General features: G+C 73.7%; 19 protein-coding genes. 6 read left to right on the plus strand and 13 right to left on the minus strand.

From position 1 onward, the window contains the following. Window positions 1-358 precede the first annotated feature (358 nt). The gene (locus ACGF13_RS23605; protein ID WP_392878156.1) at window positions 359-1,039 is read left to right on the plus strand and encodes a hypothetical protein; all 681 of its coding nucleotides are present in this window, start codon (window positions 359-361) and stop codon (window positions 1,037-1,039) included. Here ACGF13_RS23605 and uppS read toward each other — a convergent pair. The 3 genes from uppS to ACGF13_RS23620 form a co-directional block, all read right to left on the minus strand. Next, window positions 984-2,822 (minus strand): polyprenyl diphosphate synthase, encoded by a 1,839-nt coding sequence (gene uppS, locus ACGF13_RS23610; protein WP_392878158.1) that lies wholly within the window; start codon window positions 2,820-2,822, stop codon window positions 984-986. The two genes, ACGF13_RS23605 and uppS, sit on opposite strands and share 56 nt — an antisense overlap. A gap of 129 nt (window positions 2,823-2,951) precedes the next feature. Continuing rightward, entirely contained in the window at window positions 2,952-4,397 is a 1,446-nt protein-coding gene (locus tag ACGF13_RS23615; RefSeq protein ID WP_392878219.1) for a sensor histidine kinase, read from the minus strand. Between the two features lie 56 nt (window positions 4,398-4,453). Next, complete coding sequence (locus ACGF13_RS23620; protein ID WP_392878159.1) at window positions 4,454-5,233, minus strand: response regulator transcription factor; 780 nt, start codon at window positions 5,231-5,233, stop codon at window positions 4,454-4,456. 199 nt (window positions 5,234-5,432) lie between these two features. Here ACGF13_RS23620 and ACGF13_RS23625 point away from each other — a divergent pair, with 199 nt between their 5' ends. The 3 genes from ACGF13_RS23625 to ACGF13_RS23635 are packed head-to-tail and all read left to right on the plus strand — an operon-like array spanning window position 5,433 to window position 8,140. Then, window positions 5,433-6,812, plus strand: coding sequence for a ferric reductase-like transmembrane domain-containing protein (locus tag ACGF13_RS23625; protein ID WP_392878160.1), 1,380 nt, complete (start codon window positions 5,433-5,435; stop codon window positions 6,810-6,812). A gap of 40 nt (window positions 6,813-6,852) precedes the next feature. Continuing rightward, window positions 6,853-7,356 (plus strand): FMN-binding protein, encoded by a 504-nt coding sequence (locus ACGF13_RS23630; RefSeq protein WP_392878162.1) that lies wholly within the window; start codon window positions 6,853-6,855, stop codon window positions 7,354-7,356. A 31-nt stretch (window positions 7,357-7,387) separates the two neighbouring features. Continuing rightward, window positions 7,388-8,140 (plus strand): FAD:protein FMN transferase, encoded by a 753-nt coding sequence (locus ACGF13_RS23635; protein WP_392878221.1) that lies wholly within the window; start codon window positions 7,388-7,390, stop codon window positions 8,138-8,140. 127 nt (window positions 8,141-8,267) lie between these two features. On the opposite strand, the gene ACGF13_RS23640 is transcribed toward ACGF13_RS23635, so the two are convergent. After that, a complete protein-coding gene (locus tag ACGF13_RS23640; RefSeq protein WP_392878164.1) occupies window positions 8,268-9,293 on the minus strand; it encodes a hypothetical protein in 1,026 nt (341 codons plus the stop codon). Window positions 9,294-9,467: 174 nt separating this feature from the next. On the opposite strand from ACGF13_RS23640, the gene ACGF13_RS23645 reads away from it, so the two are divergent. Both ACGF13_RS23645 and ACGF13_RS23650 read left to right on the plus strand, forming a co-directional pair. Next, window positions 9,468-10,898 (plus strand): sensor histidine kinase, encoded by a 1,431-nt coding sequence (locus tag ACGF13_RS23645; RefSeq protein ID WP_392878166.1) that lies wholly within the window; start codon window positions 9,468-9,470, stop codon window positions 10,896-10,898. Further along, complete coding sequence (locus tag ACGF13_RS23650) at window positions 10,886-11,542, plus strand: response regulator (RefSeq protein WP_392878167.1); 657 nt, start codon at window positions 10,886-10,888, stop codon at window positions 11,540-11,542. The genes ACGF13_RS23645 and ACGF13_RS23650 overlap by 13 nt, the downstream gene beginning before the upstream one ends. 75 nt (window positions 11,543-11,617) lie before the next feature. Here ACGF13_RS23650 and ACGF13_RS23655 read toward each other — a convergent pair whose 3' ends face one another. The 9 genes from ACGF13_RS23655 to ACGF13_RS23695 all read right to left on the minus strand — a co-directional run bounded on the left by ACGF13_RS23655 (window position 11,618) and on the right by ACGF13_RS23695 (window position 26,199). Beyond that, window positions 11,618-13,816: a DEAD/DEAH box helicase gene (locus tag ACGF13_RS23655; protein WP_392878169.1), complete on the minus strand. Its 2,199-nt coding sequence runs from the start codon at window positions 13,814-13,816 to the stop codon at window positions 11,618-11,620. A 106-nt stretch (window positions 13,817-13,922) separates the two neighbouring features. Then, window positions 13,923-15,314, minus strand: coding sequence for a hypothetical protein (locus ACGF13_RS23660; protein ID WP_392878171.1), 1,392 nt, complete (start codon window positions 15,312-15,314; stop codon window positions 13,923-13,925). 31 nt (window positions 15,315-15,345) lie between these two features. Further along, a complete protein-coding gene (locus tag ACGF13_RS23665; RefSeq protein WP_392878173.1) occupies window positions 15,346-16,197 on the minus strand; it encodes a hypothetical protein in 852 nt (283 codons plus the stop codon). Beyond that, entirely contained in the window at window positions 16,194-20,645 is a 4,452-nt protein-coding gene (locus ACGF13_RS23670) for an AAA domain-containing protein (RefSeq protein ID WP_392878174.1), read from the minus strand. Before ACGF13_RS23670 ends, ACGF13_RS23665 begins: the two co-directional genes overlap by 4 nt. 684 nt (window positions 20,646-21,329) lie before the next feature. Continuing rightward, window positions 21,330-22,328: a hypothetical protein gene (locus ACGF13_RS23675; protein ID WP_392878176.1), complete on the minus strand. Its 999-nt coding sequence runs from the start codon at window positions 22,326-22,328 to the stop codon at window positions 21,330-21,332. Further along, the gene (locus ACGF13_RS23680) at window positions 22,325-23,236 is read right to left on the minus strand and encodes an ABC transporter ATP-binding protein (protein WP_392878223.1); all 912 of its coding nucleotides are present in this window, start codon (window positions 23,234-23,236) and stop codon (window positions 22,325-22,327) included. Before ACGF13_RS23680 ends, ACGF13_RS23675 begins: the two co-directional genes overlap by 4 nt. A gap of 146 nt (window positions 23,237-23,382) precedes the next feature. Next, window positions 23,383-23,793, minus strand: a complete 411-nt coding sequence (locus ACGF13_RS23685) for a GntR family transcriptional regulator (RefSeq protein WP_392878178.1) — start codon at window positions 23,791-23,793, stop codon at window positions 23,383-23,385. A 125-nt stretch (window positions 23,794-23,918) separates the two neighbouring features. Next, window positions 23,919-25,394: a DUF2079 domain-containing protein gene (locus ACGF13_RS23690; protein ID WP_392878179.1), complete on the minus strand. Its 1,476-nt coding sequence runs from the start codon at window positions 25,392-25,394 to the stop codon at window positions 23,919-23,921. A gap of 154 nt (window positions 25,395-25,548) precedes the next feature. Then, window positions 25,549-26,199, minus strand: a complete 651-nt coding sequence (locus ACGF13_RS23695; RefSeq protein WP_392878180.1) for an HD domain-containing protein — start codon at window positions 26,197-26,199, stop codon at window positions 25,549-25,551. Window positions 26,200-26,290 lie beyond the last annotated feature (91 nt).

The raw sequence follows: 26,290 nt of genomic DNA on the forward strand, positions 1-26,290 counted from the left end.
GAGGACCGAATCCCTTGCCGGACGGCGTGCCGGGCGGACAGGATCGGGCTGCCGGGCTGCGCGCCGGGCGGACAGGATCGGACTGCCGGACGGTGGGGATCGGTCTGCCGACCGGCCGCCGGACGGCCCCGACCGGGCAGTCCGACGGCTCGCGGACGGGGTGCCCGGTTGCCGGAGCGGACACCCGGCGGGCAGCGGTCCCGGGGGGCTCCCGCTCCCGGGCGAACCACCCGGGACCGCTCCCCGCTCCCCCCACACGGGTGGTTTCACCCTCCGCGCCGCGCTCCGGGACGGTCGGTGGACGGATGATCCGTTCCAGGGTCCGTACCGGGCGGCCCGGGAAGGACGGATCGGGACGATGAGCACGACGCGGCGCTCGATGCTGGGCGCGGCACTGGCCGGCCCGCTACTGGGCTGGCTCACCGGGACGGCGGCCGGTGCCGTTGACGGCGGCACCGACCGCGCCGGGAAACTGGGCACACTCACCGACGGCTGGGTGGAGGTCCGCTGGACAGCCGAGGCACAGGCCCAACTGGACCGCTTCCACGCGATGGTGGACGTTGTCGCCCCGGCGCGCATGGTGCTGGACGAACGGGGCCCGGCCGTCCACCTGCCGATCCGCTCGGCCCAGGGCGACCCTTCCCTCGCGAACCCGCCCAGGGCGCGCGGCGACGGGGCGCTGGACGGCGGGGTCTCCGTCCGCACCTCCAAGGGCGACTATCAGGTGGTCAACCTGGCCGGCGCGATCCAGGACGGTCTGGGCTCCGGCCGGTGCGAGGTCGGCGGCGCGGAGATGGGGCACCGCTCGGCCTTCCGCTGCGGCCTGGCGGAGGGCAAGCTGACGGCCCAGCCGGTGCCTGCCGGGTATCCGATGCAGGTCCGGCTCAGCGGGGTCCCGCTGCGCCCCACCCAGGAGGCGGTGGACGCGTACACCGCGAACTTCGGCGCGCACCCGGTCACCGTGGACACGGTGCTGGCGTACGTCACGGCGCAGGGGGTGTACACCCCTCCCCCGGCCGTGAAGGAGCAGCAGCCGTAGCGGGCCGGTCGCCGCGGGGCTCCGCGGGCTCCTGGGCTTTCCGGGGTTTCCGGGGTTTCGCGGGTTTCCGGGACTGGGCGGGCACGCCGCCACCGAAGCGGCGCTCGCGGGCCGCGTAGGCGCGGACGGCCTCGCGCAGCCGGGCGAGGGCGTAGTCGGGCCACGGCGTGGGGTCGAACAGCAGCTCGGCGTAGGCGAGGTGCCAGGGCAGGAAGTTGCTGATCCGCTGCTCCCCGGAGGTGCGGATCAGCAGGTCGACGTCCGGGAGGTCCGGGAGGTACAGGTGCCGGGCGAGGTCGGCCGGGCCGATCTCCTCCGGACGGATCCCGCCGGCCACCGCCTCGGCGGCCAGGCCCCGTGCCGCGGCGGCCAGTTCCTCGCGTCCGCCGTAGTCCACGCAGACCGTCAGGGTCAGCGTGCCGTTGTTGGACGTCAGGCTCTCCACCAGCGCGATCGAGGAGGCCAGCGACTCGTCCACCCGGTCCCGCCGGCCGCACCAGCGGATCCGCACGCCGAGCGCGTGCAGGCCCTCCGCGCTGCGGGCGAGGCCGTCGGCCAGCGAGTCGAACAGGGCGGTCAGCTCCTCCGGCGGGCGGTCCCAGTTCTCGGTGGAGAACGCGTACAGGCTCAGGTGGCGGACGCCCAGCCGCAGCGCCGCGTTGACCAGGCGCAGTGCGGCCCGCTGCCCGGCCTGGTGGCCGTACCGGGCGGGCAGCCGCCGGGCCTCGGCCCACCGGCGGTTGCCGTCCATGATCACGGCGACGTGGGCGGGCGCGCCCTCGGCGGGCACGGACCGGGTGCGGCGGCGGGGCGTGCTGCCGTCGGGGCTCAGCGGGGTGAGGCCGTCGGTCAGGACGCGTGAGCCCACCAGGGTCACTTCGTCGTACTGGAGCTGGGCGCCGAGCAGCACGGTGTGCAGGAACGGGCGGCAGGCGGGGGCGACGAGCCAGGTGGCGGGCAGGGCCTGCTCCAACAGGCGGTGCAGCCGGGCCTGTTGGCTCTCGACCAGCTCGTCCAGAGCGGCCCGGCGGTCATCCCGGTGGTCGTCTCTCCGGTCGTCCCGGCGGTCGCTGAGGCGGTCACCGCTGCGGTCGCTCCGGCGGTCGCTCCGGCCGAGGTCGGCGGTGGCCAGGCCGAGCCGGCGCAGGTCCTCCCGCGGCAGGTAGCAGCGGCCGGCCGCGAGGTCGAGCGGGAGGTCCTCCAGGATGTCCGCCAGCTGGCAGGCCTCCCCCAGCGCGGACAGCGCACCCGTCGCCCGCGGGCCCCGCGCCCCCAGCAGCGGGGCCCACAGCTCGGTGATCGTCCCCGCGACGCCGCGCAGGTGGCGGCGCTGGTCCTGGTGGGTCTCGAAGGCGGGCGGGCGGGCACCGTCGGCCCCGGTGGCGTCCAGGAACTCCTCGACCAGCGCCCGGTCCAGCTCCCAGTGCCGCACGGTGTCCACGAAGGCCCGGCGCAGCGGGTGCGCACTGTGGTCGGCCGCCAGCTCGGCCAGGGTGTCGGCCCGCCAGCGGGCGAACCGGCGCCGGCGCTCGGCGGCCTGGGCGGCTGCCCGGTCGGCGCGGGCGTCGCCGTGGTCAGGGTGCGACCGCGCGTCGTCGGCGATCCGGTCGGCGCGAGAGGCGAAGGCGTTGAGGGCGTGGAAGTACGGCCGCACCTCGGGCGGCAGCGCGTCGCTGATCGCCCGCAGCGAGGCCAGGTGGCCGGCCACCTCCCGCTCGCAGACCCGGTACGACTCCGCCAGCTCCGGCGACCGGTCCACCGCCGCCGACCCGCTCCCCGCCATGCCCGCTCCCCCGTCTCCGCCTCCGCCGACACCGTGCGCCGTCTGGTCAACGAGACGGGGGCGGATCGGTGGCGTCACCGCCGTCGTACACGGCGACGGCGACAGCGATGGCACCCGCGGCGGCAGCCGTCACGGCAGCCGTACGGTGAACGCCGTGTGCCCCGGCCGGCTCGCCACCTCCACCGTGCCGCCGTGCGCCCGGACCACGGCCCGGACGATCGCCAGCCCGAGCCCGGTGGAACCGGTGGCGCGGGAGCGGGCCCGGTCGCCCCGGACGAAGCGCTCGAAGACCCGCTCGGCCAGCTCCGGCGCGATCCCCGGACCGTCGTCCGTGACGCTCAACTCGACCTGCCCACCCGACCGTTCGATGCGCAGCCGGACCTCGCTGCCGGGCGGGGTGTGGGTCCGGGCGTTGGCCAGCAGGTTGGCCACCACCTGGCTCAGCCGGTGCCCGTCCCCGCACACCAGCACCGGGTCCTCGGGCAGGGCGAGCCGCCAGCGGTGGTCCGGCCCGGCGGCGCGGGCGTCGGCCGCCGCGTCGAGCGCGATCCGGGTCAGGTCCACCTCCTCCTCGGCCAGTGGGCGGCCGGCGTCCAGCCGGGCGAGCAGCAGCAGGTCCTCGACGATCGCCCCCATCCGCAGCGCCTCGGCGTCGATCCGCTCCAGCGAGTGCCGCACCTCCGCCGGCACCGGCCCGGGGTGGCGCAGGGCCAGCTCGGCGTGGCCGCGGACCGCCGCGACCGGGGTGCGCAGCTCGTGGCTGGCGTCGGCGGCGAAGCCGCGCAGCCGCTCCTCCACCGCGTGGCGGCGGGCCAGCGCGTCGCCGACGTGCCCGAGCATCCGGTTGAGGGCGGCGCCGACCCGCCCGACCTCGGTGCGCGGGTCGTCGTCGGGCACGCGTTCGGCGATCAGCACCTCGCCGCGGGCGAGCGGCAGCGCGCTGACCCGCTCGGCCATGCCGACCACCCGCCGCAGGGGGCGCAGCGAGAAGCCGACCCAGGCGGCCCCGGCCGCGCCGGCGGCGACGACGGAGATCGCGAAGACGGTGAGTTCCAGGGTGGCCAGCCGCTCGACGGTCTCCTCGGCCGGGCGCAGTGGCAGGCCGCTGACCAGCACGTCGCCGTCCCGTCCGGCGACCGCGCGGACCCGGTAGTGGCCCAGGGCTCCGCCGAGGTCGAGGGTGCGGGCCGGGCCGTTGACGGGCAGGGCGGCCAGCGCGTGCTGCCGGTCGGGGGTGAAGGTGACCCGGTCGTCCTCGTCGCCGGGGTCGTCCACGTCGTCGGCGTCCCCGTCGACCACGCCCGCGGCGGTGACCCGCCCGTCCAGCAGCCGCACGCCGAGGGTGCCGGGGGTCTGGGCCCGGGTGTCGGGGCCGGCGCCGTGGCCGGTGTGCTCCAGGCTCGCGGCGTAGCGGCCGCCGGTCTCGGCGAGCTGCTGGTCGAGGCGGTCGACCAGGAAGTGGCGCAGCGCGGCGGTGGTGGCGAGGCCGACGGCGGCGCAGGTGGCGACGAGCAGCACCAGCAGGCCGGCGATCAGCCGGGCGCGCAGGGTGCGGGGCGCCAGCGCGGAACGCAGGGTGCGGGACGCCGGCCGTGCGGCGCGGGCCGGTTCGGCACCGGCCCGTACGGTCGTCACGTCGCCGCCTTGATCAGGTACCCCGCGCCGCGCACCGTATGGATCATCGGACTGCGGCCCGCGTCCACCTTCTTGCGCAGGTAGCTGATGTACAGCTCGACGATGTGCGCCTGCCCGCCGAAGTCGTACGACCAGACGGCGTCCAGGATCTGCGCCTTGCTGAGCACCTGCCGCGGATGGCGCATCAGGTGGGCGAGCAGCGCGTACTCGGTCGGGCTGAGTTCGACCGTCTCCCCGCCCCGGGTGACCTCGCGGGCCCGGTCGTCCAGGACGAGGTCGCCGAGCACCAGCGCGTGCGGCGGCGGCTGCCCGGCCGCGGCGGGCGGGGCGGCCCGGCGCAGCAGGCCGCGCAGCCGGACCACCACCTCGGCCAGGCTGAACGGCTTGGTCACGTAGTCGTCGCCGCCGGCCGCGATGCCGGCGATCCGCTCCTCGACGGCGTCCCGGGCGGTGAGGAAGAGCACCCGCACCTCGGGCTGCTCGGCGTGGATGCGGCGCAGCACCTCCAGGCCGTCGAGGTCGGGCAGCATCACGTCGAGCACCACGGCGTGCGGCCGCCAGGCGGCGGCGGCCTCGACGGCGGCCAGGCCGGTGGTCGCGCCGCGCGCCTGCCAGCCCTCGTAGCGGACGGCGCCGCTGACCACCTCCACCAGGTCCGGTTCGTCGTCGACGACCAGGACCCGCCAGTCGGGGCGGTCGACGGTCTCGTCCACGGGGCTCCTCGGGTCCACAGGGCTCCTCGGGTCCACAGGGCTCCTCGGGTCGGTGCTGCGCATGGTTCATCCTGGCCGGTCCCGATGAGAAACCGGTGAGACCTCCGCATCGGCCCGGCAGCCTTCGCGCCTGCTCTGACCTGCTCAGATGCCCACGCGGGCGGGCGCCGCGGGCGGCCCGGTTCAGAGCCTACTCAGAGCTTGCGGTGCGATCGTGGTCGGCCTCGGCGGCACCCGCCGCCGGGCGCTGAGGAGGTTCCCGATGACCACTGCCGCCGCGCCGAAGCCGCGGCCCGGGCCCCGGCCGGCCCCCGACCACCGGGGCCACCGGGCGGCGCCGCGTCCGCTGTTCGCCCTCGACCCGCGCGCCGCGCTCGGTCTGATCGCCGCGGGCGGGCTCGGCGTGCTCGCGCTGTGGTGGAAGGGCACCCCGGCGGTGGTCGGCGCGGACGGCTGGCTGACCGGCGCGGGCCGGATCACCGGGCTGCTGGCCGGCTACGCCGCGCCCGTGCTGCTCCTGCTGATGGCGCGGCTGCCGCCGGTGGAGCGCGGGGTCGGTGCGGACCGGCTGGCGCGCTGGCACGCCTTCGGCGGGCGAGGGATGACGGCCCTGGTCTCGGTGCACGTGCTGACGGTCGTCTGGGGCTACGCGCTGACCGACGGGCGCGGCCTGGTCGGCGAGGGCGTGGAGCTCGTCTTCCACTACCCCGAAATGATCAAGGCGACCCTGGGCACCCTGCTGCTGCTCGGCACCGGCGCGGTCTCCGCCCGGATCGCGCGCCGCCGCCTCCCGTACGAGGCCTGGTACTACCTGCACCTGGCGACCTACCTCGCGGTGGCGCTGGCCTTCTCCCACCAACTGGCCACCGGCGCCGACCTCGCCGGCGGCCCCGGCCAGGCCGCCTGGTACGCGCTCTACTTCGGCACGGCGGCGCTGGTCGGCTGGTTCCGGCTGCTGCGGCCGTGGCTGCTCGACCGGCGGCACGGCCTGACGGTCGCCGAAGTACGGCCGGAGGGCCCCGGCGTGGTGTCGCTGTTCCTGAGCGGCCGGCGGCTGGACGAACTGCGCGCCGAACCGGGCCAGTTCTTCCGGCTCCAGTTCCAGGCGCCCGGGCTGCGCTGGGCCGCCAACCCGTACTCGCTGTCCGCGCCGGCGCACCCGCACTTCCTGCGCTTCACGGTCAAGGACCTCGGCGGGCACAGCGCAGCGGTCGCCGCCCTGCGCCCGGGGACCAGGGTGCGCGCCGAGGGCCCGTACGGGGCGTTCACCGGGCGGCGGCTGCGGCAGCGCCGGGTGCTGCTGCTCGGCGCCGGGGTGGGGATCACCCCGCTGCGCGCCCTGTTCGAGACCCTGCCGGGCGAGCTGACGCTGGTCCAGCGGGCCCGGCGGCCGCAGGACGTGCTGTTCCGGGCGGAGCTGGCCGACGTCGCCCGGCGGCGCGGCGCGACGGTGCACGAGCTGGTCGGCCCGCGCGAGCAGGTCGGCGACCTCGGGGCCGCGCTGGCCCGGCTGGTCCCGGACGTCGCCGAGCACGAGGTCTACCTGTGCGGCCCGGACGCCCTGACCGAGGAGGCCGTCCGCGCGCTGCGGGCGGCGGGGGTGCGGCCGCGGCGCATCCACCACGAGAGCTTCTCCTTCTGAGCCCGTTCGGCTCGCCCGACACCCTAGGAGCGTTGATTCCATGCGCCGAGCCGTCGTCACCGGTGCCGCCACCGCGGCCGGGGTGGTGCTGCTGCTGTCCCTCAAACCGCACGAAGCCCCCGGGCCGGCCCCGGTGATCGGCTCGGGGTCCGCCGCCGGGTCCGGGTCCGACGTCTCGGAGCCCTCGACCGCCCCGGTACCGTCCTCACCTTCCTCGTCCGCCTCCGCACCCGCCTCGGGGTCGGGATCGGGCTCGGGATCGGGCGCCACCCGGAAGGTCAGCGGCAACACCGTCAACACCCGGTACGGCCCGGTGCAGGTCCAGGTCACCCTGGCGGGCAGCCGGATCACCGCCGTCGACGTGGTCAAGTACCCGACCGCCGAACGGCGCGACCTGGAGATCAACGGCTCCGCGCTGCCGATCCTCAACCAGGAGGCGATAGCCGCCCAGAGCGCCCGGATCGACGTGGTCAGCGGCGCCACCTACACCAGCGACGGCTACGTCCGCTCGCTGCAGAGCGCCCTCGACCGGGCCAAGGGCTGAGGCGCCCGTGCTGAGCCACGCCGAGCCCGTGATGGGCACCGTCTTCTCGATCGCCGTGCGCGACCCGGGCCCCGGCACCCCGGCCGTGCTGGAGCGGATCGCCGAGCGGCTGCACCGGATCGACGCGGTGTTCTCGACGTACCGGCCGGACAGCGACATCAGCCGCCTCGACCGGGGTGAACTCACCCCGGAGGAATGCGATCCGGAGGTCCGCGCCGTCCTGGCCGCCTGCCGCGAGGTGGCCACCGAGACCGACGGGTACTTCACCGGGCGGCCGGGAGGCCGGCTCGACCCCAGCGGCTGGGTCAAGGGCTGGGCGGTCGAGCAGGCGGCCGCCCTGCTGCGCTCCTCCGGCGCCCGGCAGTACTGCGTCAGCGGCGGCGGGGACGTGCAGACCGCCGGCGGGCCGTGGCGGATCGGCATCGCCGACCCCCGGCAGCCGGGCTTGCTGGCCGCCGTCCTGGCCGGCCACGACCTGGCCGTGGCCACCTCCGGCACCGCCGAGCGCGGCGCCCACATCCTCGACCCGCACACCGGACGCCCCGCCGAAGGCCTGCTCTCGCTCACCCTGGTCGGCGCCCCCGGCACCGGCATCGCCCGCACCGACGCCTGGGCCACCGCCGCCTTCGCCATGGGCCCGGACCGTGCCCTCGCCTGGGCCGCCCGCCGACCCGGCGTCGAGGCGCTGGCCGTGCTGCCGGACGGCACCAAGCGCTGGACCCCGGGCCTGCCCGGACACCTCCCGGCGAGTGGTCCGGCGGACTGGCGGACCGCCGTCGGCTGACCGGGGCCCGTCCGTACGGCGCGTGTCATGGCGGAACGACCGTTCCGCAGGCGGAACGGTCGTTCTCGGGAACGCCTGTTCCCCGCGTTCGGTCCACGTCCGTTCCGTGCCCACGCCCGCTCCGTGCCTACGCCCGCTCCTGCTGCGCCGCCCGCCAGGCCTCCCAGGCCACCAGCGGCGCGAGGTACGACCAGCGCCGGGAGCCGTCCGGGCAGGTGCCGCCCTCGACCAGTTCGGAGACCGTACGGCGGGTGAACGGCACCCAGACGGCCATGTCGTGCTCGAAGGTGCTGTGGCAGGCCTCGCGGCGGCGGTCGATCTCGGCCGCCTCGAGCCGGGACCGGACGGTGGCCACCAGGGTGTAGCAGGAGGCCGGCTCGCTCCAGCCCAGCCAGGTGATCACGGTCGGCCCGACGTCCTCCGGCAGCAGTCCCAGTTCCTCCTCCAGCGCCCGCCGGACCAGCCCGTAGAAGTCCTCGGCGGCGCCCGGCTCGTCGCGGTACTTCATCGTTTCGTTGATCCCGACCGTCCACTGCGCCGGGAAGGTGTTGACCGCCAGCGAGCGGCGGAGCAGCAGCAGCCGGCCCAGCCGGTCCCGCACCGCGACGCAGGCGCTGACCATCGTGGGCGGCGCGACCGCCACGAAGCTCGTCAGGCCCTCGTCCAGCGCCTCGCGCAGCAGCCGGGCCACCTCCGGCTCCTCCCGGCCCAGCCGGGTGGTGGCCATGCACTCCGCGTAGTCGCTCTCCGCGATGTCCACCTCGCAGACCCGCGCACCGCCGTGCTCGCCGTGATCGACCGTCAGCCGCGAGACGTACGCCGTCCGGCCCGCGGCTCCGGCCGCCCGCTGCCGCGCCACCTCGTCGGCCCAGCCGACCGCGTCCAGCACGTGCGGGCGCTCGACCCGCCCGCGGTGCGCCGTCACCAGCGTGCCCGGAGTCAGCGGCCGGGCCGCCGACCAGGTGATCAGCGGCGCCAGCCCGTCCGCCCGCACGTCGTGCGCCCGGGCCGCGGCCGTCAGGCTCGCCCGTCGCACCCGCGGCGCCGGTACCCGGGAACCGAGCCGCGAGCCGCCGTACTTGGCGAAGTCGTACACCAGGTTGGTCAGCACCCCGAGCAGCAGGGCCCCACCGATCCCCAGCAGCCACTCCACGTCGGCCCCCTCCGTCCGTGATCGACCGCCCCATTGTGGAGGCGCCCTCGCCGCCGGGGGAAGGGCCGCAGCAGGCGGGTTCCGGGCCGCAGCCGACGGCCGGTTCCGGGGCCGGTGTTAGGGTGATCGGAAAGTCGGCTCGGAGACCCGGAGACTCGGAGGCACTGAACAGTCGTGCGGGCGCCCAGGGTTGACGCGTCCACGGTCCGGTCGACCGTCCACTCCACCGCCCGGTCCGCCGTACGTCGCTTCCCCGCCGCCGCCGGCTACCTCCTGCTCTGCCTCGGCACCGGCCTGGCCGCCCTGGCCGGACTCTGCCTGCTGCTCGTCCTCCTCGCCCTCTGCCTGGTCGGCCTCGGCCTGCCGTTCCTCCCACCAGCCCTGCGACTGCTGCGCCACTGCGCCGAGTTCCACCGGCGGCTGGTCGGCCGCCGACTGGGCGGCGAACGGCCGCGCACCCCGTACGGCGACCGCGCGTCCGTACGCGATCCGGCCGTGCGCCGGGACCTGCTGTGGCTGCTCGCCCACGCCACCGCCGGGACGGTCCTGTCGGGCGCCGCCCTCACCCTGTGCAGCCATGCGTTCAACTGGCTGACGGCGCCGGTGTGGTGGCGGCTCCTGCCGGGCGAGCGGGACGCCGTCATCCTGCTGACCGTCGACTCCTGGCCGGTTGCCCTCCTGGCGGCGGTCGGCGGGGTCGGCTACGCCGCGGTCGCCGTGGCCGTGCTGCCGCCGGCCGCCGACCTGCACGCCCGGACCTCCCGCCGGCTGCTGGTCGCCCGGCCCCGCACCTCGCTGGCCCGGCGGGTCCAGGAGCTGACCACCAGCCGGTCCGAGGCGCTGGACACCCACGCCGCCGAACTGCGCCGGATCGAACGGGACTTGCACGACGGCGCCCAGGCCAACCTGGTGGCGGTCTCGCTCCGGCTCGGCATGATCCGCCGCGCGCTCGACCAACGCCCCGAGCAGGCGGCCGCGTTGGTGGACTCCACCCAACTCGTCGCCGAGCAGGCCCTGGAGTCGCTGCGCGCCCTGGTGCGCGGCATCCACCCGCCACTGCTCGCCGACCGGGGCCTGGCCGAGGCCGTACGGTCGCTCGCCGACCGCTGCGCCGTGCCCACCCGGGTCGAGCTGGACACCGGGGAGCACCCCGGCACCCCGCCCTCGCCACCCGCCCCGTCCTCCCTGCCGTGCCCTCCTTCCCCTCCTTCCCCTCCTTCCCCTCCTTCCCCTCCTTCCCCTCCTTCCCCTCCTTCCCCTCCTTCCCCTCCTTCCCCTCCTTCCCCTCCTTCCCCGTTCTCCGCCGACCCGCCGCCGCGCGCACCGGCCGCCGCCGAGGCCGCGGCCTACTTCGTGGCCTCCGAGGCGCTCGCCAACGTCGCCCGGCACAGCGGCGCCCGCAGCGCCCTGGTCCGGCTGCGGATCACCGCCGCCACGATCGCCGTCCGGGTCGAGGACGACGGCCGGGGCGGCGCCGTCGAGGGCGCCGGCAGCGGGCTGGCGGGCCTGCGCCGCAGGGTCGCCGCGTTCGACGGCACCACCCGCCTGTCCAGCCCGCCCGGGGGCCCGACCATCCTGGAAGTGGAGATCCCGTGCGGATCCTGATCGCCGAGGACAACGCCCTGCTCCGCGAGGGCCTGGTCCTGCTGCTGCGCAGCGAGGGGCACGAGGTGTGCGCGACCGTGGAGCACGGCGACGACCTGCTGCCCGCCCTGCTCGACCACCGCCCCGACGTCTCCGTGCTCGACGTCCGGCTGCCACCGGACTTCCGCGACGAGGGCCTGCGCGCCGCCGTCGAGGCCCGCCGCCGACTGCCCGAGCTGCCCGTCCTGATCCTCTCCCAGTACGTCGAACGCGCCTACGCCGCCGAGCTGCTCGCCGAGAGCGCCACCGGAGTCGGCTACCTGCTCAAGGATCGGGTCGGCCGGGCCGAGGAGTTCCTCCAGGCACTGGGGCGCGTCGCCGAGGGCGGCACCGCGATGGACCCGCAGGTCATCTCCCAGCTGATGGCCCACCGCCCAGGACCCGACCCGCTGGCCGCGCTCACCCCGCGCGAGCGCGAGGTGCTCGCCCTGATGGCCGAGGGCCACAACAACCCGACCATCGCCCGGCTCCTCTTCCTCGCCGAGAGCTCGGTGAACAAGCACATCGGCGCCATCTTCGGCAAGCTCGGCATGCCCACCCCCGACACCGGCCACCGCCGGGTGCGCGCCGTCCTCACCTACCTGCGCGCGCTCGCGGACGGCTGACCGCCGTCCGCTCGTCCGTGGGACGCCGCCGGTCATCCGCGGGGAAACCGCCGTTCGTCCGTGGGAAACCGCCGGTCATCCGTGGGTAGCCGCCAGCCGCAGCTGCTCCTCCTCGACGATCAGCGCCGCCAGCGACAGCTCCGACACGTCCACCGCCTCCGGTGTCGACTCCGCCACCTCGCTGCGCCGCGCGTAGTCGTCGAACAGCCGGCCCTTCGCCCGCAGCAGGTCCAGCATCCGCTGGTCGACGCTGTCCACGGCCAGCAGCCGGTGCACCCGCACCCGGCGGACCTGCCCCATCCGGCGTGAGCGCGCCACCGCCTGGTCCTCCAGCGTCGGCTTGACCTGCGGCTCGCAGAGGATCACCACCGAGGCCGCCTGGATGTTCAGCCCCACGCCGCCGGCCTGGATCTGGCAGAGCAGCACCGCGTGCCCGGGCGCGGCGCTGAACCCGTCCACCGTCTCCTGCCGCCGCACCGCGCCCAGCGAGCCGTCGATCGGCCCGAACGTCCGCTGCCCCAGGGCGGCTCGGACGGCCGCCAGGACGTCCCGGAAGTACGAGAAGACCACCACCTTCAGCCCGCTGTCCGCCGCCTCCCGGACGATCTCCCGCAGCCGCCTCAGCTTGGCCGACTCCGCCGGGTCCGCGTACCCGGCCCGGCGCATCGCCGGGAAGTTGCCCGCCGCGACGGCCGACCGGTAGGCGGCGAGGTCGGCGGGCGAGAACTCCTCCCACTCGTCCACGTGCACCACCTCGGGCAGCTCGGTGAGCACGTCCTGCTGGTTGCGGCGCAGGTACGCCGGGGCGACCGCCCTGCGGAAGGCCGCCGGTCCGGCGGCCGCCGGACCCTGCTCGACCAGCGGCACCAGCTCCGGCCGCAGGTACCGCACCAGGGTGCGGAACTCCTCCACCCGGTTCTCCATCGGCGTCCCGGTGAGGAACAGCACCCGCTCCACCCGCTCCGCCCAGGCGGCCACCGCCCGGGAGCGCTGCGCGGCGGGGTTCTTGACGAAGTGCGCCTCGTCCACCACGACCATCCCGACGGCGACCGCCTCCGCGACCTCCGCCGCCTCCAGGCGGCGCAGCCCGTCGAAGGTCAGCACCGCGACCCCGCCGTCCCGCAGCCACTCGGCGAGCGCCGCCTCCCGCTCCGGGCCGTGCACCCGCAACGCCCGCAGGGTGCTGCGGGACTCGACCTCCCGGATCCAGTTGACCAGGACGCCGGCCGGGCAGACCACCAGGAAGTGGGTGCTCCCCCGGGCCCGCAGGTGCGCCAGGACGGCGATCGCCTGCACCGTCTTGCCGAGGCCCATCTCGTCCCCGATGATCACCCGCCGCTGGGCGAGCGCGAACCGCGCCCCGAACGCCTGGTAGCCGCGCAGCGAGACCCGGCAGTGGGCGTCGTCCAGCGGCTCGGCCCGCACCCGGTCCGACAGCTCCTCCGGCAGGAACCCCTCGGCGGCGGCGAGTTCGGCCCCGGCCTCCTCGACGATCCCGCCGAGCACGCCGTAGTAGTCGGCCGAGCGGAGCTCGAAGTCCGTCCACGCCTCGATCGGGTCGAGCGGCGGTCGCAGCAGGTCGACCGAGGCCTGGGCGAGCAGCACCGGGACCTCCTGCGCCCCGTACCCGACCAGCAGCTTCTCCAGCAGGTCGACCGCCGCCCGCGCCTGCGCCCGCCGCTCCCGGCCGGCGAACAGCCCGCGCAGCACCCCCCGGGCCGGCCGCGCGGCCGCCACCAGCGGCTCCACCTCGGCCTGGACCCGCTCCGCGGTCTCCCTGGCCCGCCGCGCCTCCGGCCCGGCGGCCACCAGCCGCTGGAGCGCGACCACCAAGGCGGTGCTCAGCGGGTCCTGCCGCTCGACGTCCAGCCGCACCGCCACCGTCTGCTCGACCGCCCGGGCGAGCTGCCCGGCCGCGGCCTGCGCCTGCGCCGCCGTCTGCGCCCCGACGCCGGGGATCAGCCGGAGGGTGTAGCCGGAGGCCTCCAGCACCTGCCGCACCGTCCCCAGCCCGGCCGCCTCCAGCGCCCCGACCCGCAGCCGCCCCTCGGTCACGTCCCGCAGCCGCGCGACCGGGATGGCCCCCAACTCCTCCACCAACCGGTCCCGGATCGCGACGTACGCCGGCCGCACCTGCTCCACGGCCTCCCGGTGATCCGCCACCACCGCCCCGGCCGCCGCCCGCAGGCCCTCCACCTCGGCCAGCACCACCCCGACCCGCCGCCGCTCCCCCAACCGCCCGCTCCGTCCATTCCACGCACCCAGGAGCACCATGCTCCCACCCGCCGCCGACGGCCGTCCGGGGCCGCAACGCGCCGGCGGTTGCGGTGGAGGTGGCCCTCCACCGCAACCGCCGGTCGCCCGAACCTACGGTCGGACCTCAGCGCAGGACGCGAATGGCCATGACCGACCCGTCCTGGTTCAACGAGACCGGCCCCCGCCACTTGGCGTCCCAGGGCTCGCCGGGCCACTCCGCGCGCAGCGCGTTGGCCCTGCGCCTGTACTGCTCGACCCGGCCCTTCGCGAGATCCTCGAAGAGGTCCCGCGCAACCCCGGAGAAGGCCTCCACACGCGTGCCGTTCAGCCGGAACACGTGATCGGTACCCACGAAGTCGACGCCGTGCACCGAGTGCACGACGTCTTGGACGATGCCCGTACCCGCATGCGTGTACTGGTCGAAGTGGCCCTTCCCCTGGCCCTTCGACAGATAGCGGGCAGTGGGCTTGCCCCCACCGGTGAAGGCCAGCAGACCGGCCGCGTCCGCGTGGGCCAGCACTCGGCGGAACCACCGGTAGTCGTCGGGCCTGACGTGGTAGCCGGACACCATGCGGGGTTCCTCGGTGGTCCCCCACGCGAGGTCGATTCCGGGTACGACGGCGTGCTCTTCCGGTTCGACATCGTCCGGGAGGTTCAGGTCGACCCCGTCCGTTCCACCGGGCACGTGTAGAACGCCGTCTCCGGCTGCTTCCAGCACGTGGACGGTGATGGGTTCCTTGCCCGGGATCTCGGTACCGAACACCATGGCCGGCGTCTCATCCGGGCGTCCGATGTGGACCGCCTCGACGTGCACCGCCGCAGTGGACAACTGGGCGTGCACCTGCGCCGCCTTGCCGTGCCTCCCCTTGCAGGCGACGAGTACGACCTTCGAGGGCTCTCCGGGCCTCCACACTTCCAGAAAGAAGTGCGGGCGCTTGGCCGACCGGTGCGCGGAGCCCTCCTTACCGGTCAACGTCCACCCTGCGCGGAGGGCGATCTCCGCGTCGATGACCGACACCGAGTGGCCCGGATACCGCCGCCCGAGGATCTCCTGGGCTGCGACGAGGGCGAACCCGATCCCCAGTTCCCCGGACTGGACCGCCTTGTAGTGGCGCATCGGGTTACGGCCCTCCGTGGAGAGCGTCATGAAGCTCCCGTGGTTGCCGTCCAAGGCCTGGCAGTACTTGAGGCTCGCCCAGTGCTCGGCCAACCCCCGGCCTGCTCCTTGCCGTGCCAGAACGTTGGCCCGGCCGAGAGTGTGCAACAGCTTCCACGGCGTGAGCTCGATCGAGTACCCGCGGTCGCTCGCCGGCACCTCCCGCAGCCCCGGCTTGCGTCGCAGCGGCTCCTGGTTCTTCTCCCGCCGGTCCTTGTCGTCCGTATCCGAGACCTCCGCGACGCTCCCGGCCAGACCAGTGGTCGAATGGATCGCCACGTTCCACGGCCGGACGAGGTCCTTGAGTACGGCTGCCGCCTTCTTCCCCATCGTCTCTCCTTCGAAGTGGTTGCGGATCATGCGGTGCGCTGACGGTTCGTGCCCGGTGCGGCTACCGGGCACGGTCGGGGTGGGTGTCGGCGAGATCGTTCAGGGCCGCGTTGACCACCTGCCAGCAAATGCTCAAGGTGTCGCGGTCGGGCCGGTGGCTCTGCCGGGACTCGGCCTTGGGGTGGACGAAGTTCCGGTACCTGCGCAGCTCGTGGCTGAACTTCTCGGCGTCCGGACCGATCCATCCGACTCGGTGACAAGCCTTGATCAACTTGTCCAGACTGATGTTGTCCTCGGAGTCCCGGCCCAGGAGAGACGGATCCCGTTCCACGACGGTCTGGAGGAGCACCCCCTCCATCAGCGACCCGAGCATGATGATCGCCGCGACGTGGGCACCGTTGGCGTAGCACGTGCGGGCCTCGTCCAGACGCCACTGGAGCAGTTCCGCCATGGCTTCATCGGCGATGAGGTCCGTCATGACGACCTTCAGTTCGGTGGAGCCGTAGTGCGTCGGGTGGACCAGCGCCGGGTCGCACGGCACCAACCGGGGGCTGCCGCCGGGGTTCTCCAGCCGGAACCCCTCGTGGATGAGGAAGGTGTTGACGGCTGCCACGACCTCGGTGAGCAGGCCGGGCTCCTCGAAGTACTCCCGGGGGTCGGCCAGCCTGAGCAGCACCTTCTCGATCTCCCCGGGCTGGTCTCGCCGGGACATCAGCAGTTCGGTGGCCCATTCCCTGCGGTACTGGCCGTCGTACTCGGGCACCTCCTGCCAGCCGGCCCGCTTGAGGAAGGCCGCGATCTCGAAGCCGCGACGGTAGAGGAGGTCGTCGTCGCCCGCGACGACGCGGGCGAGCTCCTCCAGGGTGTTCTCGTCCAGCATGCGGTCGTCCTGCCGGCTCTGCGTCTGGGTCATGCCGTTCCTTCGGTGGTGTCGGATTCCTGGTGGGGGACGGGTCCTGCGCCGGCCCCGTCGTGGGAGCCGTGCGGCTCCTCCGGCTCGTGGCCCTCGGCACCTTCGTCGGGCAGCTCGTCGCCCTCCGGCAGTTCCAGCCGTGTCCACGGCTGCGCCTCCCCCGGCGGCGCGGAAGGCCGGGAGTAGTTCGCCGGACGGATGCCCTGCCGGTCGAGTTCCTGCCACAGCCCTGCCAGGGCCTCGTTCGGATCGAACCGGAACTCGCTCTCCCGGACACGCCAGAACTGCCAGCCGACCCGCTGGAGTTCACGGTCTCGCTGGTGGTCGTGCCGGATCTGGTCGAGCGTCGAGTGGTAGTAGTCGCCGTCGCACTCCACGCCAAGGCGGCCCCGCGCGCCGACCACCACGAGGTCGATGCGTTTGCTGCCCGCCGGGTACTGGGGCACCACGTGGTAGCCGCGCTCCTTCAGCCGCAGGTAGACCTGCTGCTCGAACAGAGAGTCGAAGGGTGGGCGTCGGACGTCGGGCAGCACGGCGCCGAGGTCCGCCGCCTCCGCCAGCGCCGCCGGCGGGTTCTGCATGTAGCCGAGCAGGTTGAGCCGCAGGTCCCCGGTCTTGAGCTGGTCCGGCGGCACCGAGTAGAAGAGCCGCATCTGATCCTGGGCGCGACTGGCCGCCACGTTGTAGGCCTGCTGCTCGCTGCGCATGCCACCGGCGATCTTCCGCACTCGGTCGACCACCATCGAGAGCAGGATCACGTGCCGCTCGTCACCCTGGAACTGGGCCGGGGTTCCCACCCGGATGCGGTGGCGTTCCCGGACCGGGACCGACAGACGCTGTTCGATCAGTTGCTCAAGCAGTTTGACCTGCCCGAAGCCCTGGAGCACGATGACTCCCATCGTCTTGTGCTCGTACGCCGGGTCCGCGGCCAGCTCGGCGAGACAGTCCACGATCGCCTCGGCCTCCTTGGGGTTGCGGATCCGCCCGTCGCGTCCCTCCGCGACCCCACCCTCGACGTAGCGCGTCAGCAGCGGGTCCAGCCGTTCACCGCCGTACTGCCGCAGTGGGATGAGGCCCGGCGGGGTGTAGAACGTGGCCGAGGACCACCCGATGATCTCGGGCATGCAGCGGAAGTGCTCCTGCAAGCGGATGGTGGATGGGAAGAGCGCCGACAGCAGCTGGTACAGGTTGGAATGCGGCATGTACAACTGGCGCAGGTGGGCCGGGACTTCCGGCAGGTGTGCGGTGAGCCGGTCCTGGATCTGCTGGGTGCGTCCGAGCGCGGAGACCGAGGGCGTGCACTGCTTGTCGTCGCCGACCACGATGATCCTCGGTGCGAGCCACAGCAGGAACAGCGCGTCCATGCCGGCCTGGCTGGCCTCGTCGACGATGACCACGTCGAAGGCGTCCTGCCGGGGCTTGATCATCTCAGCCACCCGCGCGATGGGCATCACCCACGCCGGCACCGCTCCCTGGGCGACGTGCATCGCGCTGTGGGCGGCTGCCTTGAAGTGGGAGGAGCTCTTGCCCTTCCCCTTGCCGTACGAAGCCATGTGCGTGCGGTAGGCCTGGAGCGCCGAGCGCTGTTCCTGGGTCATCCGTACCAGGCAGTGCAGCCGCCCCTGTGCGGCGGCCAGGTCGCCCGTGAGCTCCTCCAGCTTCGCCTCGTGCTCGGTGAGCTCACCGTCGAGGCGCTGCTCCCGGCCGGGTGCGCGTTCATCGTCGATGAACTCGGACGCCTTCGCCCAGGCCCAGGCCTCCCGGAGCCGGGCGAGCCGTTCGTCCCAGGCCGGGTCCTCGGCCTCCGCTTCGATCCTGTTCGCGAGCGCCGGCGACGCGCCTCGCAAGCCTTCGAGCAACTCCATGCAGCGACGCCGCCGTTGGTCCCGCTGCTGCGCCGCCGCAAGCGCTTCGAGCTCCTTCGAGTACCGGTCCACATCGCGGTCGCGAAGAGCCTGTGCCATGGCGAGCGCCTCGATCGGCGGGGCCACGCCGTCCTCCGTACCGTGCAGGAGCCGGTCCCACCGGTCGAGCCGCGCCGACGCCTCCTCGGCCCGCTGCCTGCCTGCCAGGGCAGCGACGGCCTCGGCGAAGTCCTGCCACGCCTGGGGTCGGGTCAGGTCGAGGTAGACCCCGTGACGGACCAGGTGTTCGTCGACCTGCTCGCGGATCCGGCCGAATCCGTCGACCTCGGCGAGGTGCCGGTACCGTTCGGACAACGCCGCCAGCCGTACCTCCAGCGGCGCGTCCGGAAGCGCCGCACCCACCTGTTCCCAACGCGCCGCCACAGCGGCGAGAGCAGCATGCGCATGAAGGTGCGCCAACACAGCGCCCAGGTCGCCGTCAGCGGCCGGTACCTTTCCGTCCACCGTGCAACTGCCGAGGAGTTCCTCTGCTTCCCGCTGCACCCTGGACGCGAACCGGTTCCGCAGCCGGCGGCCGCCGGACAGGTACTCCCGCAAGGCCGGGATCGTGGCCGCCATGCGGCGCGCACGCTCGGGAGTCAGGCCGTCCGGAATGACGACCGTCCGCAGACCGGCGCGGTCGAGGCCTTCGGTCACCTCGGGCAGCACGCCCGCGACATCGGTGACACGCTGCCAGAGGTCGGGGTGGCGCCGGGCCAGCCGGTCCGTCAGCGCGCGGTCCACCCAGCTCTCGTTTCCCCAGCGTGTGGCCTCCCGGTGAGCGCCCAGGCGGTGCAGTCGGTTTCGGCCGTGCCCCAGGAGCTCGGTCAACCTGTCCGTGACGGTGGTATCCAGCGAGGCCAGGACGTTCCGCACCTCGATCGCCGCCGGGGAGAGCCCGTTGACGCTCAGCCGGCTCGCCGCGAGGGCCGTTGCGACCTGGCCGGAGGTCGGCAGAGTGTCCGCGGACGGGAAGACCCCGGACTCCGCCCACTGCCCGGCCCCCTCCCGTAGCAAGGCGAGCAGCTCCTCCGCCTGCACCGGGGACAACGGCGGTGTCACAGACGCCCGGTCCGGCAGCCTCCCGATCCAGCTCAGCCGTACCGCCTCGTCCTGCACCTTCCGTACGATCGCGGCGAGCGTCCCCGAGTAGCCCGGTGCGACCTCCGGATGCTGGTAGACCTCCGCCTCGCGCAAGGAGATCACCTGCTCGGTCAGCAGCTTGATCCTGCTGCGCACCTCGTAGCGGCGCTGGGTCAGCCGGCGGATCTCGTCCCGGAGCTGGTCGGTGTCACCGACCGCCACCTGGTCGCTCAACGCGTTGATGGTGCGTTCGAGTTCATTCGCACCGTCCTGGCTCGTCGTGCTGAGCAGGAGCACGCACAAGTCCCGCACGGCTGGCGGAAGTTTGTCCCGGAGCACGGTCAGCGGCTGGTCCTTGGCGCTGGTGACGAGCACCCGCTGCCCCTGGGCCAGGAGCGCGGAGACCAGGTTGGCAATGGTGTGGGTCTTCCCGGTTCCGGGTGGTCCCTGCACCACAACACCGGTGTCGCGCTGCAACCGCTGCAGCACCGAGCGCTGCTGGGCGTTGGTCTTGCCCGGGAACAGGGGCTCGTCGCCGAAGAGCGCGGGCGCCTGCCGACCACCCCAGTTCGCCCGGTCCTCGGGGTTCAGCGACATCACCAACTGCGCGAGCCCGAGCGGAGCCCGGCGCTCGGACACCACGCTCTCGGCGATGCGGTCGTAGAAGTTCAGCACCGCGTTGCGGTCCCTGGGTCGCATCAGGAGAGCGGGGGCGAAGGTGAGCCGGGCACTCGACTCCGGCCCCGCCGGAGGACGCCAGTTGGTGCTGAACGCCACCGGCCGCGGCAGCACCAGGTCCAGCCACTGCGAGAGACAATCCAGCGCCTCCTCGCTCAACAGATGGAGGGGCCGAGCGGAGAGCTCCTCGTCGTACGCCGCCGCGCGCTCCGGCACCCAGCCGTCGTCCGTGTCCAGGAAGTCCCGGTCCTCGAGGCGGACCGCTCCGTTGTCCGTGAGCCGTACGGTGATCCGCGCAGTCCGCCGGTCCACGCGGGTCTCCACCCGCCGGGACAGCACGTGCCGGTGGATCACACCGCCGCTCGGCTCCCTCCAGGTCAACAGGCCCACCGTGAGCACCAGTTCGTACTGGTCATCCTGCTGCACCAACTGCTGGTGCCAGTGGTAGACCTTCTCGTAGAGCTCGCGCTGCGACCGCTCGGACCGCTCCCGCTCGGCCCAGAGCCGCCACCGCGTGAGCCACGGTCCGTACGCCCGCAGGACGTCCGCAGCCTCATCCCGAACGACGGTCGCCTCGCTCTGCCAGCCTTCACCACCCGTTTCCGACTCCCCGGTCCGGTACGGGCCTTCCTCCGCGAGCGGCGGGTCCTCGGCGTCGGCGTCCTGACAGAGCCGCTCGTCGACCCATCCCTCCAGCACCGGCGGAAGCTCCGGCGCCGCAGCCTGCGGAACGTGGTCCAGGATCAGCAACGGACGGCCGTCGTCGCCGGATGGCCGGGGCACCTTCGCGGGAAGGTCGGCCAACCAGAGCGGACCCCAGGAACGCGTGTCCCGGAGCCGCTGATGGCTGTTCTGCACGACCTCGCGCAGGAAGCCGACCAGCGCAGCAGTCTGACCGATGACATCGGGATCCCCCGCATGTCGCCGTGGAACGCTCACCATTCTCCCTTCGATCGGTGACGAACGCTCCAGAATGGGGGCAGGCGGCGCCGCCGGAAACCATTCGGCGAAGAGTGGCCGATTAACTGCTGAGTGATGGCCGACATTTACTCAGCAGCCATTCAGACCATCACCTCAAATAGCTCATTGAATAGAACTCTATTCCCTCTATCGAACATGTAATTGATTCCCGATCGGACGAGGTGGGGCATGAAAAAATCCCCCTGATCCGCCAGGGGGGCAAGAAGCCAAATGTGAGATCTTCCGACCGCATACGGCGCTGCGGGAGTCCTCTTGCACTCCGAACGCGCCGCGGCCAGGGCCCGATTCGGTGAATCGGGCCCTGGCCGCGGTTGGTGTCGCTCCGCTCGGCCGGGCCGGCGGTGGGGGCTCAGGGCCTGTCTCTTGGATTTTGTCGGATCAGGGCGCGGCGCTGGGGTGCGTACATCGCAAGGCGGAGGTGGGGGTACCTCCCGGCCGAAGGCTGGGGGAGCGTCGCGCACCCGGCAAGGATCCAAGAGACAGGCCCTACGTGCGAATGCGGCGGAAGACGGCGGTGAGGAGGAGTGCGGTCAGCGCCAGGAGGATGCCGGCTTCGACGAGTTGGATGGGGACGAGGTGGTCGGCCGGGTGGTAGCGGAGCCAGGAGGCGGTGGCGCCGCGGCAGTCCTTGCGGTCGGAGAAGGTGAAGCTGCAGACGCTGGTGCTGATGCGGGAGCCGTCGGAGAGGATGACGCCGCGTTCGAGGAGCCAGGCGTTGGTGGGGTGGGCGGTGCCGACGGCGGCCACCTGGTCCACGGCCGGGTAGAAGGAGGCGCGGGCCCAGGCGACGAGGCCGTGGGTGGCGGCGACGAAGGCGCCGGTGAGGAGCATCGCCGGCACGGTGCGGCGGACGAGTTGGCCGACGAGGACGCCGAGAGCCAGCGCGAACAGGGACCAGGCGATCGGGGCGAGGCCGAGCGCCGGGTAGGTGAAGAACTGGAACGGCGGGTCGAAGGCGACCGGGCCGTGCACGATGTCCGTCCACCACACCCAGGTCATCAGCACGGCGATCACGCCGCTGAGGGCCAGGACGGCGAGGCCGGGGACGGCGAGGCGGACGGCCAACCAGCGGATCGGGCCGACGGACTGTGCGCGGATCAGGCGGATGGTGCCGCGTTCGTACTCCTGGGCCAGCAGCGGGGCGCCGACGAACATGCCGAGCAGCAGCGGGAGTGCGGCGACGGCGGGTTGGAGGACCTGGAGGTACCAGAAGTTCGGCCGGTCGAGCGGCTGGACGAGCTCCCAGCAGTGGGCGTCGCTCCAGGACTCGGGGTAGTAGCAGTCGGTCCGGCGCAGGGTGTCCACGATGCGGGCGCAGGCGATGTGGATCCAGAGGAGGTCCGCCACCGCCAGGACGAGCAGTACGCCCAAGCCCCAGAGGAGGAAGCGGTTCTGCCGGAGAACCAGCCAGAGGAGTCCGCGCAGGCCGGGGGTGGCGGGGGCGGGCCGGGCGGTGGCGCGGTCGGGCAGGACGGTCGTGCTCATGCGGCCACCTCGTTCGGGTTCTTCCGGTCGGCCAGGCCGTCGGCCGGGCCGGCTGCGTCGGCGGGGCCGCGGAGGTAGCCGAGCAGCAGGTCCTCCAGGCTCGGCTGCTCGCTCTCCCATTCGCCGTCCAGCGGGTCGCCGGTGCGGACCAGGGCGATGGCCCGGCGGCCGCTGACGCGCTGCTCGACCACCGACTCCGCGGCCAGGGAGGCGCCCTGGGTGGCCGGCCCGGTGAGCAGCCGGTGCCCGTCGAGGATCTCCTCGAGGTCGCCGGCCAGCCGGATGCGTCCGCGCTGGACGAGGAGCAGGTGGTCGATGACGCCGTCCAGTTCGGGGAGGATGTGCGAGGACAGCACGATGCTGGTGCCGCGTTGGGCGGCGGCCGACATCAGGGTGCCCATCAGCTGGTGCCGGGCGAGCGGGTCGAGGTCGGCCATCGGCTCGTCGAGCAGCAGCAGGTCGGGGAGCTTGCCGAGGGCGAGGGCGAGGCAGACCCGGGTGCGCTGGCCGCCGGAGAGCGAACCGATCCGCACTTTGGGGTTCAACTCGCCCTGGTCGATGATCTGTTGGGCCAGCGTCTCGTCCCACACCGGGTTGAGCTCGCGGCCCATCCGGATGGTCTCGGCGACGGTGAGGCCCGGGTAGAGCGGCTTGTCCTGCGGCACGTAGGCGACCCTGGCGCGCAGCTCGGGCGCGCCGGCCGGAGCATCGAGCACCGTCAACTGGCCCTCGGTGGGCTTGAGTTGGCCGGCGGCGAGGGAGAGCAGGGTGCTCTTGCCCGCACCATTGGGGCCCACCACGCCGCAGATCCGCCCGGCCGGGACGGTGACGTCGCAGTCGCGTAGCGCCCAGCCGCCCCGGTACTTCCTGCCGAGGCCGGTGGCTTCCAGGGCCACCTCCTGCGCCACCCTCTGCGCAGTCTCCGACACCGGGGCCTGCGGCTCCGGCGCCGTGGTCGTCGGGTCGTCCACCCGGTCCCCCCACTGTTCTCGTTCGGTGTTGCCGGGGCGTCTCGGGCCCCGGTGTCGAGGCGCGCGGCCCCGGTGTCGGAGCCTCAGGCCCCGCTGTCGGGGCCGGTGACCCCGGCGTCGAAGCGCTGCTCCAGGACGGAGGCCATCAGCGCGGCGATGTCCTCACGCTCCAGCCCGGCCGCGCGGGCCTGGTCCACCCATCCGACCAGGTCCGCGCGCAGCGGCCCGTCGGCCGCGGCCTCCGGCCGGGCGAGCGAGCGCCGGACGAAGGTGCCGAGCCCCGGGCGGGGTTCGACCAGCCCTTCGCGTTCGAGTTCGCGGTAGGCCTTCAGCACGGTGTTGGGGTTGATCGCGGTCAACTCGACCACCTCGCGGGCGGTCGGCAGCTTGTCTCCGGACTGGAGCAGTCCGAGCCGCAGGGCCTGCTTGGTCTGCTGCACGATCTGCTGGTAGGTGGAGACGCCGCTGCGCCGCTCGATGCGGTACTCGATCACCGGCTTTTCGGCCTTTCACTAGTTCAATAGTGGAATAGTGGCCCACTGCGGCGCACGGGTCAAGCCGGACCCGGGGGGTGCCGCCGGGATGCGGGGTGCCGCCGGGACGCCCCGTACGTGGCGCTTCAGGGGCGTTGCAGCAGGAGCAGGCCGTCCTGCTCGATCAGCGGCCGGTAGCCCCGCTCCCGGTAGACGCCCAGCATCCGGGCGGTGTCGGCGGTGGCGCACGGGGACCGCACGCTCGGGTCGCGCAGGTCGACGGCCACCCACTGCGGCCCGGGGCCCACCGGCGCCCGGCACGCCAGGGTGACCTCCGCCCTGGCGGTGAGCTGGGTCGCCAGCCGGTTGGAGGCGGCCACGGTGGCGTCGTCGGGTATCCGACCGAGCAGCGCCCGGGTCTCGGTGAGCCGGGGCGAGGTGCGCCACGCCTCGGGCATCACCACCTCGTGCAGCGGGTAGAGCGGCAGCGTCACGGCGGTCACCAGGGCGCTGACGGCGAGCGCACGCCTGGCTCGGCGTACGTCGACGCGTCGCAGGACGTCGACCAGGGCGGCGAGCGCGATCGGCATCAGCACCGCGCTGTAGTGGTAACTGACGCCCCAGTAGTGCGAGTTGTCCGAGAGCAGCCGCCAGGCGAGGGTGGGCACGCAGAGCAGCAGGAGCGGCGATCGGAGGCCGGCGAAGCCGGCCGTGGCGGCGAGCAGGAACAGCAGCAGCCACTTGACCGGCGGCCAACCGAGCCGCAGCGGCAGCGCCCAGAGCGAGGGCTGCCCGCCGCCGTCCAGCTGCCGCCAGTAGTCGAAGCCGCCCTCCGGGTTGAAGGCCGGCAGCACGACGAGCACGGTGAGCGCGGTCGCGGCGAGGCCGAGGACGGCGAGGGCGAGCCCGGGCAGCGGACTGCGGTGCCGCTCCCGCCGGGCCTGCCAGGCGATCAGCGCGCCGACGGCGGCCACCGTCAGCCCCAGATCCTCCTTGACCAGCAGCAGCGGCAGCGACCAGAGCGCGGCGGCGAGCGGTCGGCGCCGGCCGAGCGCGGTGACGGCGAAGGCGAGCAGCGGGACGGCGAAGGCGATCTCGTGGAAGTCGTCGGCCGCCGCCCGGACGATCCCCCAGGAGGCCCCGGTGGCGCAGCCGACGAGCAGCGCCACCCGCGGCCCGGCCACCTCGTGGGCCCAGCGGGTCAGCGGGACGACGGCGAGCGCCATCAGCAGCGCCTGGGCGACGACGAGGGTGAGCGGGCTCGGGAAGGCCCGGTAGGCGGGGGCGAGGACGGCGATCAGCGGGTGGAAGTGGTCCCCGAGCAGGTGGTAGCCGGGCCCCTTGAGCGGCACGATCGGCGCCTGGCCGTGGGCGTACGCCCGGATGGCCTGCTCGAAGATGCCCAGGTCGTAGGCCTTGCTGAGGCCGCGCCGGTGCCGGTTGACGCCGACGCAGGCGTACAGCGCGGCGAACCCGGCCGCCAGTGCCCAGGCGAGGACGGCGGGGAGGCGGGCGAGGGGTGTCGCGCGCCGGACGGCCAGTGCGAGCACGGCGGGTTGCGCGGGCGGAGAGGCCAGGGACAGCGGGGAGGGCTGGGCGGCCGGGGAGACGGGAGCGGGCATCGGCAAAGTACCCTTTCACTATTCGATTAGTGGAAGGGTGGTGGAAACCGCGAGAACCCGTCAAACCCGGCCGGGCGACGCCGGCCGGCCGGGCCTTCGGGCTGCCCTCCAAAGGCCTCGGTCCGGCTCGCTCGGCCCACTCGGCTCACTCGGCTCACTCGGCCCAGTCGGACCCCAGGATCACCTCCACGAAGTCGCCGCGCTCGAACCCCGGCACGAAGTGGGCGAGCACGTCCGCCTTGACGTTGCCGAAGGTGGTGTCCGGGCGGTTCCTGATCCCGTCGGTGAACGCGGCCAGGATGCGGTTCTTGAAGTCGGGCCGCGGGTGGGCGGCGACCACGGCGGCGCGCTCCTCGTCGGTGACGGCGTGGTAGCCGATGCCCAGCACGTCCAGCTCCACACCCCGGGTGACCAGGGCGATCTCGGGCGCCATGTGCAGCGGGATCTCCGGGGTGGTGTGCAGGGCGATCGCCGTCCAGACCCGCTGCGCCGGCTCGCCGGCGATGCCGTGGGACTCCAGGAAGCGGCGGGCCTCGTCGGCGCCGTCGATCTCGAACCGCTGGTCGGTCCGGCCGAAGCGGTCGGTGAGGCCGAGGTCGTGGAACATCGCGCCGACGTACAGCAGCTCCGGATCGAAGTCCAGCCCCTGCTCGGCGCCGCGCAGCGCTCCGAACAGGAACACCCGGCGCGAGTGGTCGAACAGCAGCGGCGAGGCCGTCTCCCGCACCAGTTCCGTCGCCTCCCGGGCCAGGGCGCTGTCCGGGATGCGCACGCCCGCGATCGTCTCCACGCTCTTGTTCGTCATGATTTCCTCCGTTTTCGCCGCCGTTCGGCTGACTTCTCCACCTTCGCCCACCGGCGTAGGCTGTCACCATGTCCGTACAGACGCATGCCCC

The organism is Kitasatospora sp. NPDC048286 (assembly GCF_043201735.1).
GTDB lineage: Bacteria > Actinomycetota > Actinomycetes > Streptomycetales > Streptomycetaceae > Kitasatospora.

Coding starts and splice junctions, on each gene's coding strand:
- ACGF13_RS23605 (WP_392878156.1), top strand. CDS start 359: ATGAGCACGACGCGGCGCTCGATGCTGGGCGCGGCACTGGCCGGCCCG.
- uppS (WP_392878158.1), bottom strand. CDS start 2,822: ATGGCGGGGAGCGGGTCGGCGGCGGTGGACCGGTCGCCGGAGCTGGCG.
- ACGF13_RS23620 (WP_392878159.1), bottom strand. CDS start 5,233: ATGCGCAGCACCGACCCGAGGAGCCCTGTGGACCCGAGGAGCCCTGTG.
- ACGF13_RS23625 (WP_392878160.1), top strand. CDS start 5,433: ATGACCACTGCCGCCGCGCCGAAGCCGCGGCCCGGGCCCCGGCCGGCC.
- ACGF13_RS23630 (WP_392878162.1), top strand. CDS start 6,853: ATGCGCCGAGCCGTCGTCACCGGTGCCGCCACCGCGGCCGGGGTGGTG.
- ACGF13_RS23635 (WP_392878221.1), top strand. CDS start 7,388: ATGGGCACCGTCTTCTCGATCGCCGTGCGCGACCCGGGCCCCGGCACC.
- ACGF13_RS23655 (WP_392878169.1), bottom strand. CDS start 13,816: ATGGTGCTCCTGGGTGCGTGGAATGGACGGAGCGGGCGGTTGGGGGAG.
- ACGF13_RS23660 (WP_392878171.1), bottom strand. CDS start 15,314: ATGATCCGCAACCACTTCGAAGGAGAGACGATGGGGAAGAAGGCGGCA.
- ACGF13_RS23665 (WP_392878173.1), bottom strand. CDS start 16,197: ATGACCCAGACGCAGAGCCGGCAGGACGACCGCATGCTGGACGAGAAC.
- ACGF13_RS23675 (WP_392878176.1), bottom strand. CDS start 22,328: ATGAGCACGACCGTCCTGCCCGACCGCGCCACCGCCCGGCCCGCCCCC.
- ACGF13_RS23690 (WP_392878179.1), bottom strand. CDS start 25,394: ATGCCCGCTCCCGTCTCCCCGGCCGCCCAGCCCTCCCCGCTGTCCCTG.
- ACGF13_RS23695 (WP_392878180.1), bottom strand. CDS start 26,199: ATGACGAACAAGAGCGTGGAGACGATCGCGGGCGTGCGCATCCCGGAC.